The 18,718-nt window shown below is 51.3% G+C and carries 12 protein-coding genes; all 12 read right to left on the bottom strand.

The genetic code is table 11. From position 1 onward, the window contains the following. Positions 1-18: 18 nt before the first annotated feature. Positions 19-1,101 (bottom strand): cytochrome c oxidase subunit II, encoded by a 1,083-nt coding sequence (locus tag DZC79_RS02065; RefSeq protein ID WP_118949873.1) that lies wholly within the window; start codon positions 1,099-1,101, stop codon positions 19-21. A gap of 94 nt (positions 1,102-1,195) precedes the next feature. Then, on the bottom strand, positions 1,196-2,404 hold the full coding sequence (locus DZC79_RS02060; protein WP_118949872.1) for a quinol:cytochrome C oxidoreductase: 1,209 nt from the start codon (positions 2,402-2,404) through the stop codon (positions 1,196-1,198). A gap of 79 nt (positions 2,405-2,483) precedes the next feature. Then, complete coding sequence (locus tag DZC79_RS02055; RefSeq protein ID WP_118949871.1) at positions 2,484-3,158, bottom strand: c-type cytochrome; 675 nt, start codon at positions 3,156-3,158, stop codon at positions 2,484-2,486. Between the two features lie 42 nt (positions 3,159-3,200). Further along, a complete protein-coding gene (locus DZC79_RS02050; RefSeq protein ID WP_118949870.1) occupies positions 3,201-3,785 on the bottom strand; it encodes a DUF3341 domain-containing protein in 585 nt (194 codons plus the stop codon). 76 nt (positions 3,786-3,861) lie between these two features. After that, positions 3,862-5,175: an NrfD/PsrC family molybdoenzyme membrane anchor subunit gene (nrfD, locus tag DZC79_RS02045; protein WP_232831736.1), complete on the bottom strand. Its 1,314-nt coding sequence runs from the start codon at positions 5,173-5,175 to the stop codon at positions 3,862-3,864. 211 nt (positions 5,176-5,386) lie between these two features. Continuing rightward, the gene (locus DZC79_RS02040) at positions 5,387-8,524 is read right to left on the bottom strand and encodes a TAT-variant-translocated molybdopterin oxidoreductase (protein ID WP_118949868.1); all 3,138 of its coding nucleotides are present in this window, start codon (positions 8,522-8,524) and stop codon (positions 5,387-5,389) included. Positions 8,525-8,656: 132 nt separating this feature from the next. Continuing rightward, the gene (locus tag DZC79_RS02035) at positions 8,657-9,931 is read right to left on the bottom strand and encodes a c-type cytochrome (protein ID WP_232831735.1); all 1,275 of its coding nucleotides are present in this window, start codon (positions 9,929-9,931) and stop codon (positions 8,657-8,659) included. Positions 9,932-10,184: 253 nt separating this feature from the next. After that, positions 10,185-11,528, bottom strand: a complete 1,344-nt coding sequence (tilS, locus tag DZC79_RS02030) for a tRNA lysidine(34) synthetase TilS (protein ID WP_198666732.1) — start codon at positions 11,526-11,528, stop codon at positions 10,185-10,187. Positions 11,529-11,604: 76 nt separating this feature from the next. After that, entirely contained in the window at positions 11,605-13,902 is a 2,298-nt protein-coding gene (locus DZC79_RS02025) for a T9SS type B sorting domain-containing protein (RefSeq protein ID WP_157976861.1), read from the bottom strand. A gap of 81 nt (positions 13,903-13,983) precedes the next feature. After that, on the bottom strand, positions 13,984-14,865 hold the full coding sequence (locus DZC79_RS02020) for a T9SS type A sorting domain-containing protein (RefSeq protein WP_157976860.1): 882 nt from the start codon (positions 14,863-14,865) through the stop codon (positions 13,984-13,986). A gap of 201 nt (positions 14,866-15,066) precedes the next feature. Next, the gene (locus DZC79_RS02015) at positions 15,067-16,953 is read right to left on the bottom strand and encodes a T9SS type B sorting domain-containing protein (RefSeq protein ID WP_157976859.1); all 1,887 of its coding nucleotides are present in this window, start codon (positions 16,951-16,953) and stop codon (positions 15,067-15,069) included. Positions 16,954-17,182: 229 nt separating this feature from the next. Then, on the bottom strand, positions 17,183-18,661 hold the full coding sequence (gene proS / locus DZC79_RS02010; protein WP_118949863.1) for a proline--tRNA ligase: 1,479 nt from the start codon (positions 18,659-18,661) through the stop codon (positions 17,183-17,185). Positions 18,662-18,718 lie beyond the last annotated feature (57 nt).

The following is an 18,718-nucleotide window of genomic DNA, read 5'->3' as shown; positions in this document are numbered from 1 at the left end:
GCCGGTTCTCCCGGTCTTTTATTTGTGGGCTGTCGCGCCTTCTGCCGCTTTATGGGCAGTTGAATCGCCCACCGGGGGGGTAGCAGGAGCTGCGCCTTCAGCCGGAGCGGCTTCAGGTGCAGCCGCTTTCTGCACATTGGCATAATAAGCCGGCTGCTTATCCAGCCATTCCTTAAACTCCTGGGCTGTTTGCACGATCACAGTACCCCTCATGGAATAGTGACCTTTACCACACATCTGGTCGCAGGAGATCTCATACACAAATTTCGGATTGTTGGTTTTAGCCTTCATCTCATCGGTCGTGAACTTGGGCGTAAACCACATGGTCGTCGTAATACCGGGCACAGCATCCATCTTCATACGGAAGTGCGGCAGGCCCACATCATGGATCACGTCGCGGCTATTGATCACCAGCTGAACCGGTTTATCCTTGATGATGTGCATTTCACCATTTTCAATAATGATATCGTCTTTTGCAGCAGGATCGTTCCAGTCGAGCCCCATTACATTGTTGGCATCGTTCATCAGGCGGAAGTCGGTCTTACCCAATACGCCATCAGCGCCGGGGTAGCGGATCAGCCAGTTAAATTGCTTACCCATTACCTGCACCACCATTGCATTATCGGGTGCCTTATCGGTGATGGTAAACCAGTTCTTCAGACCGATTACGACCAGCACAACCAGGGCAAGGGCGGGAACAGTTGTCCACAGCACTTCCAGGCGGTTGTTGTGTGCATAGAAATAAGGCTTACGGTTCTCTGTAGACTGGTAGCGGTAAATAAAATAGAACAGGAGGATCTGGGTTACGAAAAATACGAAGCCGGTCAGCGCTAAGGTAACGATGAGCATGGTATCGTAATGGTCGCCCTGTACAGAAGCCGATTCGGGCAGCATTTTATCCGCGAGGGATTCATGGCATTTGAAAATGCCGATCATACCCAGGATGAAGAAGGCAACCATCAACCAGGCCATCAGGCGGTTGGTTTGCGATTTTACCTTCTCTTCTCCGCGGAGAATGGTTGCTAATTCGCTGGCTTTTGCAATCTGATAAATGACGATAAAAACCAGAACAACTAAGGCGGTAACAATTAATCCCGACATTGCTTATTTTATTTTATGTACTCCGGCCTTTTGAAAAGGCTGTTTTTGTTTAAATGTTTTCTTTCAGCAGTACCGGCAAAAAGGCCGGCAATGCTTAGCTGATATGGATCAAAGTTTCTTTCAGGAACGGGTTGTTCACGGGAACCAGGTCGGCCTTGGCCAGGGTCTTGGAAACAGTCAGGATCATGATACCGATAAACCCACATACAATGCCCAGCTCGTACCAATCCAGGTGCCAGTGCTGCTGCAGCGGTCCGGGCATGGTCATTACGTAAAAGTCGATCCAGTGTCCGAAGATGATCGTCATCGCCATAAACACGATCGTAAAGTAGTTACGCTTGCTGGGACGCGCCATCAGGATCAGGATAGGCAGCACAAAGTTCAGGATCAGGTTGGCCCAGAAGAAGAAGGCATAAGGACCCTGCATACGGATCTTGAAGTAAGTAGTCTCCTCTGGGATGTTGGCGTACCAGATCAGCATGAACTGTGCAAACCACAGGTAAGTCCAGAAGATGCTGAAGGCAAACATGAATTTACCCAGATCGTGCATGTGCTCTTTCGTTACGAATTCCAGATTACCGCGGTTCTTCAGGTATACGGTCCACAGCAGGATCAATGCCATACCGCTTACGAAGGAGCTGGCGAATACATACCAGCTGAACAGGGTGGAATACCAGTGGGCATCAATGCTCATGATCCAGTACCAGGGGGTAGTGCTCATCATGCTCAATGCATATACAAAGAGGAATGCGCCGCTCATGGCCACCATTTTCCAATAGATCTTAGTGCTGTTGCGGGGCGCGCGGTCCTGTGCCAGGGACATGGAACGGAACTTGATGCCGAACCAGCTCCAGAGGCCTACCGTAACGATAGAGAAACCGGCAAACATACCTTTGTTCAGGAACGACGATTTACCTTCCAGTACTTTATCGCCGTGGGGGTGCACCCAGTGATAGATAGGATTGTGCTCGCCAAGGCCAAACACGATCGAAAATAACACGATCAGTGCGATCAGGCCGAAGACCCATACATTGGCGCCAATCGCTTCAGGCACACGGCGGTAGGCCACTATCCAGCCACCCTGCGCCAGACCGGCAGCAGCCTGAATAAAGATAGACGCAGCGGAAACAAACAGGAAGAACACACTGTTTTGCAACAGTACGGTCCAAAAGCGGGCCTGATCGTGCTCCGCGCCGGGCAGCAGCGTGGCAAAGCCACCAACCAGGGCCAGTACACCGATAAGCAGTAATACAATGCCGGTAGTTCTTAATCGGGATGGTACTTCAAAACGATCCGTAATCATAATTGTAATCCTTAAAGGAGCATTTTATTATTTGATGTAATAATGCCGTTCTCGGCCGGCAAGGTACTGCGTACCGTACTTATTTCTTTATATTAACTGTGTCCTTAACGCCACCGGCTACGAGGCTTACCAGGGGCATGCCCGCAGCAGTTGTGTCTTTGCTGTTGACACCCATAGTAAAGGGTGCGCCGCCATTCTCAGACTGTACTTTCTTGATATAAGCGATCACCATCCAGCGCTGGTGCACGTCCAGCTGGGCGGCATAGGAGCCCATCATGTTCTTACCGTACATGATCGCATAGTACATTTTACCGGCGGGCATAGTCAGGTAAGCAGCACCGGACTTCAGGTTCGCCGGCATAGAAGCGAATTTGCCACTGGTGTACAGAGGTCCCTGGCCGTCAAGGTCGGTACCGTGACAGATACCGCAGTAAATGTTGAAGATACGCTTCCCTTCTTCCATTTCCTTATCGGAAAAGCGGTAAGGCGATTGTAAAGCATTATAGGCAGCCGAATCCTTTTCGGTAAGGTGATCGGGCAAGGCATGGCCCCTGGCAATGGTGCCGGTTACCGGCGCCTGGCTGGTAAGGCCGTTATGCGTTACGGGGTTGGCTGTGTATGCGTCGTAAGCCCTGGAATAGGTCATATCCGGAGCATAGGTCTTACCCGGATTACGGCGGATATCACCACTGTTACAGGCTGCGAACAGCGCCGCACCAGCTACCATTAATGTTACTAAATATTTTTTCTTCATGTTTATGATTCAATAATAGGCTGCGCCCATCAGCAAATTTTACTATGCAAGTTGTTTTTGGTTCTGATACTTTTCTTCCTTGTGCCACCAGCCGTACCACCAGCCTTCTTCCGCTACCTGTACATCGGTTTCAATAGCGCCGGTCGTCTTGAGAAAATCAACGATCTCTCCTTCTGAAGCAGGATCGGTGATCTCCATCACGATCACGAACAGATCGTCGGTCTGGCGCGGATGAAATATATGCTTCTTTACGCCGGGCATGATCTGGTTCAGGTAGCAGTAGGTCAATACCATACCTACAGCAGCAAACATTACCGTCAGCTCGAAAGTGATGGGAATGAAGGCCGGAAGGGCAAAGAAAGGCTTACCGCCATAGTTGATCGACCAGTCTTTGGTAAAGATCCAGCTCATAAAGCCCAGGGCCGTAGCTGTACCGGTAATACCGTAGCAGAAGCCAGCGATATGCAGATCTGTTTCTTTTTGTCCCAGCGCTACGTCCAGCCCGTGTACGGGGAAGGGAGTATAAACATCGTGCAGCTTGTAACCGCTGTTGCGTACTTTATCCACTGCGGGAAACAATACCGCTTCGTCGTCGTAACAGGCTACTGCAAATTTTTTAACAGCCATTTCTTATCAATTCAAAAGTCAGAAAGCAAAAAGTCAAAAAACAGGTTGTTTCAACTTTTTAATTTTTAGTTTTTAATTAGTGCGCGTGTTCTGCCACGTGAATAAATTCCTCAACGGTTTTCTCATCCAGGGCCTGCATTTCGCGTTTGTAATTGTCGCCTGAAGTTTTCAGGGTAAACTTGATCTCCGCAATAGCGACAACCGGGAAGTATTTGGCAAACAGGAAGAAGCAGGTAAAGAACAGTCCGAAGGTGCCGATATAGAAGCCCATTTCTGTCCAGGTGGGGCTGTAGTAAGTCCAGCTGGAGGGCAGGTAATCGCGGTACAGGGAGGTTACAATGATCACGAAGCGCTCGAACCACATACCGATATTCACCACGATAGACAGGAGGAACGTAAACACGATATTACGACGCAGCTTCTTGAACCAGAAGAACTGGGGCGATACCACGTTACAGGCCATCATTGCCCAGTAGCTCCACCAGTAGGGACCAAGCACGCGCCACTTGAATGCTTCCTGCTCGTATACCACCTGGCTGTACCAGGCCATAAAGAGCTCGGTAAGGTAAGCGACACCTACGATAGAACCGGTCAGTACAATTACCTTGTTCATCGCCTCGATATGACCGATGGTGATGTAATCTTCCAGGCGGAAGATTTTACGCACCAGCACCAGGAGGGTATTTACCATCGCGAAGCCGGAGAATACTGCACCCGCAACAAAGTAAGGCGGGAAGATGGTGGCGTGCCAGCCGGGAATAACAGAGGTAGCAAAGTCGAAAGATACGATCGTGTGTACGGAAAGTACCAGAGGTGTAGACAGGCCTGCGAGCACCAGGGAAAGGGCCTCAAAACGCTGCCAGTTCTTGGCGGTGCCGGTCCAGCCGAAAGAGGCAACACCATACAGTTTTTTGCGCAGCTTGGTCTTGGCCCTGTCGCGGATGGTAGCAAAGTCGGGCACCAGGCCGGAATACCAGAATAACAGGGAAACAGTAAAGTAAGTAGAGATCGCAAATACGTCCCATAGCAGCGCTGAGTTGAAGTTGGGCCACAGGGCGCCGCGGGTGTTGGGCAGCGGCAATACATAGAAGGCATTCCATACACGACCCATGTGGAAGATGGGGAACTGGCCCGCACACATTACCGCAAAGATGGTCATCGCTTCCGCTGCACGGTTTACACCGGTACGCCATCCCTGGCGGAACAGCAGCAGAATCGCAGAGATGAGGGTACCTGCGTGACCGATACCTACCCACCATACGAAGTTGGTGATGTCCCAACCCCAGCCTACGGTACGGTTAATACCCCAGGTGCCGATACCCCAGTAAACTTCCCAGGTTACAGAGAAAGCACCAAAGCCCAGCAGCAGCAATGAGAAGATGAATCCCATATACCAAAGTCTTGTAGGCTTCTGTTCTATCGGGCGACAGATATCCTCAGTTACCTGAGCGTATGTCTTATTGCCGTTAATCAAGGGCTCCCGAACAAACGATTCGTATTTAAGATGCATAACGTGTAATTATTGGATGTCAGATCTGTAAAAACTACAAAAACGGATCCAAGTTTTTATTCTGAATGATAATGACTGTTAACCCTAAAAATTAAATATGCTGTTTGTACATTTCGTCTGTTGCACCACCGGCCACAATCGTATTGGTGTTACGGATCTTGGACAGGTAGCTTACGTTGGGCAATACGTGGAGCTGCTCCAGCATGTAGAACACGCGCTCTTTATTGTCCTCGTAACGTACTTTGTAGATCTCGCTCTCTTTATCGTTCACGTTACCGAAAGTGATACAGTTGGATGCGCAGGCTACCTGGCAGGCAGTCTTCGCAGCGCCGTCCTTCATCGGGTGGCCTTCTTTCTTGGCGGCCAGCTTGGCATCCTGCAGGCGCTGTACGCAGAAAGAACATTTTTCCATTACACCGCGGCTACGAACCGTAACATCCGGGTTCAGCACCATGCGGGTCAGGTCGTCGTTGATATCATCGCGCTGACCGTCCTCGTAAAGGTTATCGGCAAAGCTGTCGGCGCCGTTGAAGTCGAACCAGTTGAAGCGACGTACTTTATAAGGGCAGTTATTGGCGCAGTATTTGGTACCGATACAACGGTTGTAAGCCATCTGGTTCAAGCCTTCGCTGCTGTGGTTGGTAGCGGATACCGGGCAAACGTTTTCACAAGGCGCATTGTCGCAGTGCTGGCACATGATCGGCTGGAATACCGCTTGGATGCTGTCCGGATCGTTGGGGTTACCGCTGAAGTAACGGTCGATACGGATCCAGCTCATTTCCTGTGATTTCAGCACTTCATGCTTACCGACTACCGATACGTTGTTCTCGGCCTGGCAGGCAACCACGCAGGCGGCGCAACCGGTACAGGTGTTCAGGTCGATCGACATACCCCATTTGATACCGGGTTTGTCGTGCACAGGGTACATGGTACCATTCTTCTCGAAGGCTTTTTCATCCACGTCTGCATTGGGGTCCTCAGGATGATGACCTTCCCAGTGCAGGTGGGTATAGTGTTCCAGCTCCTTTTTGCGGTCTTCGATCAGCTCGCGGGGATTTTCCTTAAAGCTGGCCAGTGTATATTCACGCAGGATGGGGCGATTCTCATAGCTGTGGTGCGTCTGAGTGATCGCTATGGGATAAAAATCGTTTGTTTTTTCGATGCTCGCTTCATTGGCATACTCGAAGGTCTGACCGTTGAAGGTTACCAGCGGGTAAGTGTTCTTACCGTTTACAGAAGCGCGGCCTACCTTGGCATCGCGACCGTAGCCTACCGCAACAGCGATCACATCGTTGTGCATACCGGGTACCACAACTATCGGCAGGGCAACTTCTTTACCGCCTACTTTCACCTTCGCGATACGCTTTTCGCGTACCACCTGGTTAATGCCGGTCAGCTCAGCGTCAAATTGCTCTTTAGCCGTTTTGGGCGACATGCAGATAAAGTTATCCCAGGTCGCTTTGGTTACCGGGTCGGGCATTTCCTGCAGCCATGGGTTATTACTCCAGGCGCCGCCATAGCCCAGGCCAAGGGATTCGTAAACGATCACCTCGTACTTTCCACCTTTTTTAGCGGCCGCTTTAGCAATAGCGTCTTCAACATTTCCGCTGAAGGAAGCACCGCCTATTGAAGGAGAGGAGGGCTCTGCAACACCGTCCTGGAGGGCTTTGTCAAAATTGGCCTGGCCGCCCAGCTTGGACACCCAGTACTGGTTGTAAATATCGTGATAAGTCTCGCTGGCGCCAGACCATTTCAGCAGGCTGTCCTGGAAGGCGCGTGTTTTGAACAGGGGCGCAATGGTCGGCTGGATAAAGCTGTAGTAGCCAACCCTGGGTTCTGCATCACCCCAGCTTTCGAGCCAGTGGTGATCAGGTACAGCATAAGTACACAGCTGGGTGGTCTCATCCATCCTGTCGTTAAAGGATACGGAAACTTTGGCTTTAGCCAGCGCTTTTTTGAATTTCTCGCTGTCGAAGTAATCGTAAGCGGGATTGACACCATGGAACAGCACGGTGCCTACTTGTCCGGCATCCAGGGCGTTCACAAAGTTCACCATATCGCCATCGATACCTTGTTTTGCATTAGTGGTCGCGTTCCAGTCGATGGTCGTACCATTGGCGCCGATGGCATTGTTGATCGCATTCACGATCACCTGTACGTTTACATCGTTGCTGCCGCATACCACCAGGCCATTGCCTTTTTTCAGATCGGCAGCAGCAGCCTTAACCAGCTTGTCTACATTGGCCGAACCGGTGCTGACCGCCGCACCGCCTGTAATGGCGCGGTAAAGGGCAGCTGCCACCTTGCCATATTCAGAAGGCTTGCAGGTAGCGCGCTCATCGGCGTTGGCGCCGGTAAGGCTCATCATACCTTCGACCTGGTAATGCTTGCTCATCGTGGCATTCTTAGCATCCCTACCCAGGATCTTGCGGGTAGTGGTGAAGGCCGCAGAGAATTCAACAGGGCTCAGCCAGGAACCGAGGAAATCGGCGCCGATGCTGAATACCGTCTGTACTTTGTCGAAATGATAACCGGGCAGCGCACGCTTGCCATAGCTCATTTCATTGGCCAGCAGCATACCGGAATAAGATACCGGATCGTACTGGATATGTTTGGCTCCCGGGTATCTGGCCAGGAAGCGGCTGATCACTTCTTTAGTGGTGGGGCTTACGATAGAACCGGTTACCAGGTAGTTGGCGCCGCCGGAAGAAAGGGCCTGTGCAATCGGCGCATCCACTTTTTCGAAAGTATCTACAGACTTGCCGGAAACATGGGGCTGACGGAGGCGGGCTTTATCGTACAGGCTTAAGGTTGCGGCGATCACGCGGGCGTTGATACCGCCTTTGGTAATCGTAGAGAGCGTATTGGGCTCGATCATGATCGGGCGCCCGTCACGGGTCTTTACAATTACGGAAACAGATTCGCCGTTATCTACAAATGTGGAAGCGTAGTAGTTGGGGACACTGGGCGTGAGCAGCTCCGCATCGGGCCTGATCGCGTAAGGAATTGCTTTGCGTACCGGCATTTCACAGCTTGCAGCCACTGTAGCAGCAAGTGTACTGAAGCCCAGGAATTTCAGGAAGTCCCTCCTGGGGGTAGTCGCATCCAGCAGCTTGTCGCTCAAGCCTAAAACGGGCAGATCATTCTGAAACTCGTTTTCGATGATCTGCTGATGCTCCGGAGTTTGCTCCAGTTCTTCTAAACCCTTCCAGTATTGTTTTTGACTCATAAGTCTGATGTGAAAATATGATAATGTGCAGATGTGAAAGCGCTCCGTTCACATACCCCACCTTAATGCTTGTTTAAAATCGTACTCAGGTAATATCTTCAGATGACCGGCGCCGGAACGCCGGCTGCCAGATTAATAGTGACATTTCTGGCACTCCGTACCACCCAGCTCAGCTTCAGTTACTTTTTCACGTTTGCCGGATTTGATTTCGTCGTGGTACTTCTGGAATATGCTGTAGTAATCGTTTTCTTTGAATTGCACTGCGGTCTGGCGGTGACAGTTGATACACCAGCCCATAGACAGATCGGCAGCCTGGTGCACTTCATCCATTTCCTGGATTGCGCCGTGACAGGTCTGGCACTGTACTTTACCTACAGCAACGTGCTGGCTGTGGTTGAAATAAACATGGTCGGGCAGGTTGTGGATCTTGATCCACTCGATGGGCGTGGCTTTGATATTGCCGGCTGCATCGCGGATGTATTGTTTTTTCTCAGGATCCCAGCCTGCAGCTTTGTACAGCTTATGGATCTCTTCAGTACCGTTTACTTCTTTGCCTTCATAAGTGATCAGCTTCTCCTCGCCGGTGTATTCGGATATCTGCTTGTGACAGTTCATACACACGTTGGTGGAGGGGATCATCGCCTGGCGGCTCTTCTCGGCGCCGGCATGGCAATACTGGCAGTTGATCTGGTTAACGCCGGCATGCACTTTATGGGAGTAGAAAATCGGTTGCTTCGGCATGTAGTTCTGCTGACGGCCTGTGTTTACAGCGCCGTTCACGATCCAGTAACCGGCAAGGCACAGCAGGATAATACCAACAATAGCGATGGTTACTTTGCTGCGGAACAGCGGTGTTTCCTTTTTGGAGGGAAGGCCCTGCTTGTCATTAGCAACTTTATTCAGGGTCTTGTTTACACGGGTCAGGATGAAGATCAGCAGCGCCAGGCCCAGCGTGATGATGGTGTACATCCAAGTGTTGTCTTTTTCTTCGCCACCACCACCGCCGGCAGGTGCAGCAGGTCCTGCAGGCTTATCCGGTACACTGTTCACATAAGCCACGATCGCGTCAATCTCCTGCTCCGACAGGTTGGGGAAAGCGGTCATCGCCGTCTTGTTCCACTTGGCGTAGAGCTCATTGGCGTATTTATCGCCGCTGGCAATCACCTTAGCGGAATTGTGCACCCAGTTGTGCAACCAGTCTTTGCTCGGCACACGCTTATCCACGCCTTTCAAAGCCGGACCAGTCGCGTCTTTGATGGGGTTGTGGCAGCTGGCGCAGTTGGCCTGGAACAGGGCTTTGCCGTCCTGGGCAGATGCGGAACCAACAGAAATAAGAGTGAAAATGAGCGCAAGAACAGCAAAAGTTACCTGCCTGAAAAATGATTTTGACCTGAAATATAGAGACACGTGTAAACTATTTTTTTATTTTACGATCCTTTTTAGGCTAATGTGGGGGCAAAAGTACAACACGAACGCCAAAGTTTCTACACATTCGTTAAAAAAAATTTTTCAGTACTGGCGCGGGTTTCAGCGTTTTTAATTGTCATTTTGAATATGTGTTTGTCATGATTATGTCATCAAAACGTCCCCCGATTGTCATTTTAGCGTCTTTAAACTGTCATTTTTTTCTTCGCTGACTACAGGGGCCAAAAAATAGGCCTTATTGAGGCTTTACCGAAAAATAACAGCAGTTCGCCGTTTGTGCGGTCACCCGGAACCGGTCGTCTGCACGCCGGCCTACCACCCAAACGATCTTCTTATCGCTCTCCAGCACCCATACCTGCTCCTTTTCATGCAAAGGCACTTTCTGCTCGATCAGGTAGCGGCTTACTTTTTTCTTTTTGCGCAGCTTGCCCAGGGGATAGAAGTAATCGCCGGTCTTCCAGGGACGAAGCACCAGCGGATAATGCAGCTTTCCGGCATCCACACACAGCGCCTCCGGTTCCAGCTTGCGGATATGAGCCATATCGGGTTCTCCACCGAATACCTGTCGCTTCAGGCTGAGAATAAAGCCAGGAGCAGCTACCCCACTCTCCCCTTCTTCTATTAATATATGTGTGCTTTCTTCTGTATGCCGGGCCGTAATGATGAGAAAGTTCCGGTTGCGGATAATGCGGTAGTCGGGTACAGCCACATAGCGTCCCGTTTCTGCATCGAGCAGGTGCAGTATGTCGGGTAGTTGTGCTGCATTAAAGCCGAACGGCTTCACCAGTTCCCAGAGCACGGTAGCCAGGGCCTGCACCTGCCGCAGCTTCAGCACCGGCAGGTACCAATCCTGCCTGCGCTGCTCCATCAGCTTCTTCCGGTAGCGGCCGATGGCTTCGTCGTACAACAGCCCTACCTCCCGGAAACGCTGCGTATTGCCGGTCAGCTGCTCTATGGCCTGTGGAAAGATACCGAGCACCACAGGTAACAGGTGCTGCCTGATGGCATTGCGGGTATAATCGTCTTTATAGTTGCTGCTGTCTTCTCTCCAGGGGATCGCATGCTCCCGGGCATATTGCTCCAGCTCTTCCTTTGTAAAAGCCAGCAAAGGACGGATCACCTTACCCTGCTGTGGCAGGATACCGTGCAAACCGGCGATGCCGGTTCCCCTGAAGAAATTGATCAGCAGGGTTTCTACAGAATCCTGCCGGTGATGCGCAGTGGCCACCAGGTCGAAGCCCAGCTCCTGCCTCAGTGTTTCAAACCAGGCGTAGCGCAGGTCGCGGGCGAGCTCCTGCAAGTTACCGCCCTGCGCTTTCAGCAGCCCGGGCGTATCAAACTTTTGCACATGAACGGGAATGCCCGCTACCTGCGACCAGGAGCGGACGAAGGCCTCATCGGCATCCGACTCGGCGCCCCTCAGGTTGAAGTTGCAATGCGCAATGGCAATCTCTGCTCCCATCCGTTGCAGCAGCGCAGCCAAAGTCATGCTGTCCGCTCCGCCGCTTACCGCTACCAGTATCTTTTTGTGCTGCCACCCCTGTGCAGCGAAAACCGCCTGCAAACGCTTAAGGATCATAAATAAAAAAGCCGGTCCTTCCGGCCCGGCAAATTTAGAATGGTTCTGCGGATAACCGCGTTTTATTTTCGGCATCTTAGCGCAGCAGGACGACGTCCCCTTTCTTTTCATAGTTGTTACCATCGGTGCAGGAATACTTGATGTAGTACATATAAGTATCCAGGGCGGCCGGTTCGCCGTTCTTATAAGCACCGTTCCAGCCTTTTTCGATATTGCCGTTATTGTATACCAGCTTACCCAACCGGTCGTAAACGCGCATCGTTACAATTACCTGTCCCGGCTGCAGGTGCGGGTTGAAGTAGTCGTTCACACCATCCTGGTTGGGTGAAAATGCAGTAGGAACGAAGACCTCGCAGCAGGGATGCGTATTCAGCATTACAGAAGCGGTATCCTGGCAACCGTACCGGTTGTATACAGTAAGGGTCAAAGGACCGGTATAGTCGATCTTACCTTTTACGGTGCTGCCTTCCGCATCAGAGAACATCCTGAAGAACTTCTCGGGCGCCCAGCGATACATGTAGCGTTCGCCTTCCTGCGCCTTGAGCGTAACCGTATCGCCGGCACAGATGTTATTATTGCTTACTGAAAGGATCTGCGCTTCAGCTGCAGGATACAGGTCGACCTTGATCCGTTTGGAAGTATCCCGGCAACCCTCGTCGGTGACGGCAGTAACCCTGTAGATGCCACCATCGGAAGCGGCATAGGCAGGTCCCGTTTCTCCGGCGATCGGCGATTCATCCTTAAACCATTGGTAAGTGGTACCGGCTTCGGGCAGGGCCAGCGACAGCAAGGTCTCGTTACCCGGGCATACCCCGGCTGCGTTGCCGCCGTTCAGCAGCATATTGGGCAATGGATTCACTTTAAGGTTCAGCACCTTCACACTGTCACATCCATAGATGGATTTAAAAGTGGTATCATAGATGCCGGTCTTAAAATACAGGTTACCATAAAACTCGTAGGTCTCACCGTTACAAATCTCAATCGTATCGTTACGGCCCGAAGTGTATGCCTCATGTATGGTAATTGTATAGGCAATAGTCTGGGTTACCCTTACCGGGCAGCCATCGTCGCGGAGGGTAACAAAGAAAATATAGTCGCCGGGAGCAAAGCCGCCGATATCCCAGCTGAAATGCAGCACAGGATTGGGCGTGCCGTTGTTGGTCACCGGCGCGGTAGCCCCTTCGGGCAGGTTGGTTGCGAAGATATTGATGTTGTCGCCATCGGGATCGTTGCCCTGCAGCTCGAAGGCCACATTCCCGCTGATACCCTGGCATACGTTGATCCTGGTGGGATCGGAAGGATCGACATTTCCGTTGTTGATATTGGTTACCGGTCCTTTCGGGCCTTCGTTGGGACAGTTATCGAGCATGATGAAGGTCATCTCACGCATACTGGTCCCTACCAGCTTTCCTTCCCGGTATTCGCTCACCTGCTGTACCACGCAGGCATTGACCATAGCGTTGGGGGTAAAAGAGGTCTGACCGGTGACGGGGCTGAAGCTGAATGAGCCCGGGGCCGCTGCAATAGGATTGGTGCCTGATAAAGGCGCAACATAGTTACAGTTGGTATAAGTGCCATTGGCCATTACAGGCGTATTCAGCGCCGGGATCAGGGCAAAGGACAGCGAGTCGCCATCGCCGTCGATAGCCGCAAGGTTGAAGGTGGTCGGCTGGTTAATGCAGAAGAACGGTGTGGGATCGGAAGTAAAAGAAGGCGAGTTGTTCTTGCCCGTGGTATCGTAAGGCGGGAATACAGGTACATAGTTGCCTGCTGCATCCTGATAATAGCCCTCCGGATCGGGAATAATGGGTATGGTATTGTTGAGCGTGGCATAGATGCACATCGTACCGGTGCCGGCCAGGTTGTTGATAAGCCCGCTGCGCCCTGCAGTGTTGTTGGTATGATCGCCTTCAAAATTGAAACGCCAGTTGGAAGAAGTATCCGGAAGCGTAACGGTACCCTCGAAGGTAAATTTCATCACACCGGGATAATCGCCTTTAGGCACGGAACACTGTGTATTGTTTGCCTCATCGGGACATACGGGTGTAATTTCTTCCTGGTAGTTGACCGCTATGGGATCGAGCAATACGGAGCCCGAAGGACCGGAGCCCAGGGACTGGTGTGTACCATTCTTGTACACTTCAATCCGTATTCTCGGCGTAGCAGGGGGCACCAGCGTGCTGAACGAGCCGGAAGATGCCAGGCTGCAATCGGCAAAGAAAACAAAGGTCAGCTTATAGGTTTGCGTGCTACCCGACGCCGACACAAACTGGTAACGCAGCTCAGAGCCGAGAATGTGGTTGGCATAGGAAGCGGTAGCATTCCAAAGCAAAATGAAGAAGAGGAAAAAAGAGGAATAGTAAAGCTTTTTCATAGTTCTTTTATTAGTCGGAGCCATCCGGTACAGATGGGGTGTTGGATATTGATGTGATGAGCTGTTGTCGCAGCCTGGTAGTTACTGAGTAAGTGCAAATTTCCCACAGGCATACTGCTGCCCGTCGTTGACCTCAAGCAGGTACAATCCTTTGCTGAGTCCTGCTGCAGCCAGATCGACTGAAAACCGGTGGTCGCCGGCAGCGCCTGTGCGCTCCTTCCGGCGCAGCACCACATTACCGGTAATGCTCCGGATGACAATGTCCAGGGCAGCAGATGCCCGGCTGGTCGTATAATCAAAGCTGATCTTGTCGCTGGCAGGATTGGGGAACAGTAATAAAGATCTTCTCTCTCCGCGGCTCAGCAATTCCTGTATGGATACCGGGGTACAACCCCATACAATCTTCTTTACCGCCCAGTTGTTCGTGGTATCGTTGTCATCATTTTCCAGTTCGTCGGGACCATCGCCGGCGCCGATCACGTGTACAAAAAAGCCGTAAGCGGAATCAGCGGTATAAGGAGGGGCGACGTATTTGATGATGCCATCCTCATAAGCCCGCCAGTCGAGCAGGATGCCGATATCATTAACCGGCCGGTTGGTCTCGCGGTTCAGGTAGTCCGGCGCTTCAACATTTTCCTGGATCAGCAGCTTTTGTATCCAGTAGCTGCCGGGACCGGTCCCCAGGCTGTCCTGCTCGTGGGGGGTAAGGAAACGGCTCATTGAGTTCAGGTACCAGATCACCGTATTTTCAAAAACTGAAGCCGGCCCGTAAGTACCCATGCTCCACACGCCTTTGGGTCCGCTGTCCGTTGTGGTATCGGCAAACATTTTGCCCGGGCAGAGATTGGGATGGGCATCCATGTCGAGCTCGGCAAAAAGATCAATGTTCTGCGCTCTTGTTGAAGGACCTGAAGCAAGAAATAAAAAGAGAAAACAAAAAAAACAATGGAAAAGTCTGTTCATCGGCAAAATAAATATTGTATAGTCAGGGATCATTTGGTTCGAGCGAATATACCCTTTTATGATTAAAAAGACGCCCATTTATCAAATAAAGAAGGGATAACTTGAATATAATTTTCACTTTAATCTATACTAATTTATGAATACACAAAGGGCTTTCCTTGCGGAAAGCCCTTCAGTTTTTTGATCTGACGCCGGTTTTTATCAGCGGAGCAAGGTTACCGACTCTTTCTTTTCATAGAGCTTGCCGTCGGCACAAGTATACTTCATCAGGTACATGTAGACTTCGGCGCCGGCCTCGCTGCCATTGCTGTAGCGGCCGTCCCAACCTTTTTTAATATTGGTATTGTTGTACACCAGCTTACCGTAGCGATCAAATATCTGCAGGGATACCAGTACCTGGCCGGGCTGCAGATGCGGGTTGAAATAATCGTTCAACCCGTCGCCATTGGGCGAGAACGCATTAGGGGCAAACACCTCGCAGCAGGGCTTGGTCCGTACAAGAACAGTATCGGTAATATAGCAGCCGTATTTATTGTATACCGTCAGCACAACCTCCGTTGGTTCCAGAAACAAGCCTCTTACTTTAGGACCATCGGGGCCAGACAGGAAGCGGAAGGGTTTTTCAGGCGACCAGCGGTAATCATAATAATCGCCGGCTGCAATGTTGCCCGGAAGCGCTTTCATTTCCAGCGTATCGTAGGCACAAAGGATTTCATCGTTAAGCGGCTCGATCTTTGCCTCCGGAGTGGGATTGATCGTTACTGTCACCTGCTGCGATGTGAGCGCACAATTCTTGTTTGTAGTGGCGGTTACCGTATAAACACCCGGTTCCTGCACTACATATTTCGGCAGATTAGCGCCCGGTATGGGATAACCATCACGGTTCCATTGATAGCTGGTTGTCGGCTCAGGATTGGCCAAAGCCAGCAGGGCGCTGTCCGATCCGCAGAGGCCGAGTGTAGAAGAGAAATTGCTTAAAGTCATATCGGGCAGCGGGTTTACCGTAAGCTCCAGCCTCAGGAAGCTATCGCAGCCCATAGTTGTTTTCAGCAAGGTATCATAATTCCCCGCCAGGAAAAGGTCGTGACCAAACCAGCTGTAGGTGGTACCGGCGCAAATCTCGGCCCGGGTCGTATCATATGAAGTACCGAAGTGCACCCTAACGGTGTCCGTAAAGGTGAGGATACCAGGATCGCAACCGGCATTACCGGTAAAGTTCACGACATAATAGTTGATATTGGCATCCGTAACAGTAGAAGCGCAGGCACCGGTACCGATCGGCAGGTTGGGTTCTCCTTCTGCATACCATTTCAGATCAGGGGAGCTTATGGAGTCGATGATCAGCCATGGGTTAAAGGCAATGGGGCTCATGGAATAAGTCGTTGCGCCTGTAGGGGTATACAGCATACCATCATTGTTGATCCCTGTCACACCCCAGTTCGTAGCCGTTACCGCCGGATCGCGGTTGGCTGGGTAAAAGGAGGCCGTTCCGTTATCATTGCGCAAGCCCTGAACGACCTGCCCCAGGTTAGACGGGGAGGCAGAAGGACAAGGGCCGGTAAAGCCCATTGGCGATATATGGGTTGTATACATTTCGATATTGTTACTGCCCTCATACAGGATCACCTGGCTGGTTACAAAAAGCTGCTCACAGGTACCGACGAATACAGGAACACGGCACCACTCTACCACAAACCGCCTGCTGCCTGCCTGTCCGAAGCGCTGATAACGGATCACACCCGCATTAACCGGGTAAAGGTCGAGGAAGGTAACCATAATCGAATTGTTGGCCTGGGTAACACCGTTCCAACCTGCAGTGGATGCCTGTCCCCAGTTCCAGTTAGCGCCACTCTGACCTGCCATGGTCGTATCGAAGGTCAGCATACCGTTACCCGATACGATACATTTAGTGTATTGCTTTCCAAAGTAAGTGAATTGAAATCCCAGATCGATCACAAAGCTGTATTCATCATCAGCATCAATTTTAGTTCCCTGTCCTGTCAACGCCGCGCACATCGTAAGCGGCTGGCCCGGGCAGGTTGTGGTATCTGTATACTGAAGCGCAATCTGAGCATGTGACCGTACCATTCCGCAGGCGAATAGCACTGTTAAAAAGAAAAGTATCTTGAACCCCTTCATATCAATAAATAATTAAAAAAATGAGCGTTGAAGTTATGAAATTTGACAGAAAGACAACATTGTTTGGTTGCAAAATAATAAGACCCCTGTCAAAAACCTGCGGTTGGGTAAAAAAGGATTTTTTTTTCCTTCCTGTACTGAATTAACCGTCAATTACTCATGGCGATAATAATGGGTATCAATAGGCTTTGGCAAACAGCACTCTTTCCTTTGAGGGCTTTCCGGTAAGGATGCATTTTCCTTCCTCCTGCTCGTTGTTCAGCGGAATGCAGCGTATCGTTGCTTTGGTTTTTGCTTTGATCTCTTCTTCGGTCTCCGGCGTACCATCCCAATGCGCCGAAATAAAGCCGCCCTTTTCTTCCAGCACCTGCTCAAACTCGGCCCAGGTATCGACCCTTGTGATATGATCGTCCCGGAAAGCCTTGGCTTTGTTGAACATAGCCTCCTGGATCTCTTCCAGCAAAGCGGCCGCATGGGCCACCAGGCCGTCGAGCGCAACGGTTTGCTTTTCTTTGGTATCTCTGCGGGCCACCTCGGCCTGATTATTCTCTATGTCCCTCAGTCCCAGCGCAATACGCACAGGCACACCCTGAAGCTCGTATTGGGCGAATTTCCAACCCGGACGCGTGCTGTCGTCATCGTCAAATTTAACCGATATACCTTTGGCTTTCAGTTCTTTAACGATACTCTGCGCCCTCTCGTCTATCACCACTTTGGATTCAGGCCCTTTGTACACCGGTACCAGCACCACCTGCAGCGGCGCAATTTTCGGCGGCAGCACCAGGCCGCTGTCATCGCTGTGCGCCATTACCAGCGCGCCGATGAGGCGGGTGCTCACACCCCAGCTGGTTGCCCATACATATTCCAGCTTGTTTTCCTTATCGGCAAACTTCACATCGAAAGCTTTGGCGAAGTTTTGTCCCAGGAAATGCGAAGTTCCCGCCTGCAGGGCTTTCCCGTCCTGCATCAGGGCTTCGATGCAATAAGTATCTTCGGCGCCGGCAAAGCGTTCATTGGCCGATTTTACACCCTTGACCACAGGCAGCGCCATGTATTCTTCAGCAAAAGTGGCGTAGACCTCCAGCATTTTGCGGGTTTCCTCCAGGGCCTCCTCCTTGGTAGCATGCGCAGTATGCCCTTCCTGCCACAGGAATTCGGCTGTACGCAGGAACAGGCGGGTACGCATTTCCCAGCGCACCACGTTGGCCCATTGGTTGATAAGGATGGGCAGATCGCGGTAGGATTGGATCCAGCCTTTATAGGTATTCCAGATAATGGCCTCCGACGTGGGTCGCACCACCAGCTCTTCTTCCAGGCGGGCCTCGGGATCTACGATCAGCTTGCCTTTGTGCTCAGGATCGGTCTTCAGGCGATAGTGTGTTACCACGGCGCATTCCTTGGCAAAGCCTTCCGCATTTTTTTCCTCCGCCTCAAATAAGCTTTTGGGCACAAACAAGGGGAAATAGGCGTTCCGGTGGCCAGTCTCTTTAAACATCCGGTCGAGCTGGTCCCGCATGTTCTCCCAAAGAGCGAAACCGTAAGGCTTGATGACCATACAGCCCCTCACCGCCGAATAGTCGGCCAGCTCCCCTTTTAAGACCAGATCGTTGTACCACTGGGAGTAATCCTGTTCCCGGCTCGTAATTTCTTTACTCATGCGATTAAACCTTATTGATTAGTTAATGTCTATATTTCTATATAAGAAGTAAACCTC

Source organism: Taibaiella helva, from assembly GCF_003545695.1.
GTDB classification, from domain to species: domain Bacteria; phylum Bacteroidota; class Bacteroidia; order Chitinophagales; family Chitinophagaceae; genus Taibaiella; species Taibaiella helva.
Note: the sequence above shows the minus strand (reverse complement) of the source record. Positions and strands in the feature narration are given on the sequence as shown.